Genomic DNA, 1,063 nt, shown 5'->3' with positions numbered 1-1,063 from the left:
CAGGGCTTGCCCAAACATGCGTCAGTGAAAAAAGTGCTGGGCTGGACGGGTTTCCGGGAGGCACCCAATCGTTGGCTCCTGCAAATGATGACCAGGCTCTGGATAACAGAAGGGTTACCTGCCATTGAAGCGCTGCAACATCAGGAAACACAACTGAAACAGTGGCTGTTAACAGATTTTGCTGAAGACAAAAGTGATTCAGACGGTGAAGAGTACGACGAATACGATGGTTATTCAGAAGATGAAGAGGATGACAAATTCAATCGCCAGATAAAAACAGTTGCTCTTTATCTTTCCACCTCCAGGCCAGACTGGTCACTCAACTGGGCGGTTTTAAAACAGTTTCATCAATTCCATGCAAAGACTAAAACCGTTCTGATGCTGGAATCATTAATAAGACTTCTGTCTTCTTATGGAGGGAAAGGCGTCGAGCGCTACCTTCAGGTTGATCAACAGGACCGGGATTTTTTGTGGCGTCATTCGGTTAAAGCCGTGCCTTTGAACGTGCTAGATAAGGCAATGGCTCTGTTTTCTTCCAATGAATCCAGAGGGCGTTTTGTCTATTTTGCCAAGCGACTGAAGTCATTGCCGGATAAGAGTCAATGGGAACAACATTCAGAACGGTTGCAACTATTATCGGGGGTGCTGAAATACGATTATATGAAAAGACTCTTTTGGAAAATCCTGCAACCCCTATCAAATGATGATCAGGAGCGTTTTCTGGACGCCAGCCATGCTCAGGCTGTATTTGACCTGTTTCCCTCATTGAGCGCGCTACACAAACTCAGCAAAGAGCACTCCTCCCAATGGTTAAAACGGCTACTTGAAGCCTGTCTTCGGCTAGAAACCCATGACATTACCAAAGAAGGCATCAAGATAATCTTTGAGGCGCTACTCAAAACCCATAGCCTTCTGCCCTGGGATCAAGATATCCCCGATCACTTTCTGTCCGGAATGCGAACAACCGGCGACAACAACGTTGAGATACCTGTCTCTGGACTGATACCGTCAGGAGAACAGCTGGCCCTGAGTTATATCGCTGTGCTGATGCAGAACCTCAACG

The 1,063-nt window shown here is 46.8% G+C and carries 1 protein-coding gene; it reads left to right on the top strand.

Annotated elements, in window-relative coordinates:
• Positions 1–6: 6 nt before the first annotated feature.
• A partial coding sequence (locus KDK17_RS06640; RefSeq protein WP_257287657.1) for a hypothetical protein occupies positions 7–1,063 on the top strand: 1,057 nt, incomplete at its 3' end.

This window comes from Endozoicomonas sp. SESOKO2 (assembly GCF_024606245.1).
GTDB lineage: Bacteria > Pseudomonadota > Gammaproteobacteria > Pseudomonadales > Endozoicomonadaceae > Endozoicomonas_A.
This window is presented reverse-complemented; position numbering and strand designations above follow the sequence as displayed.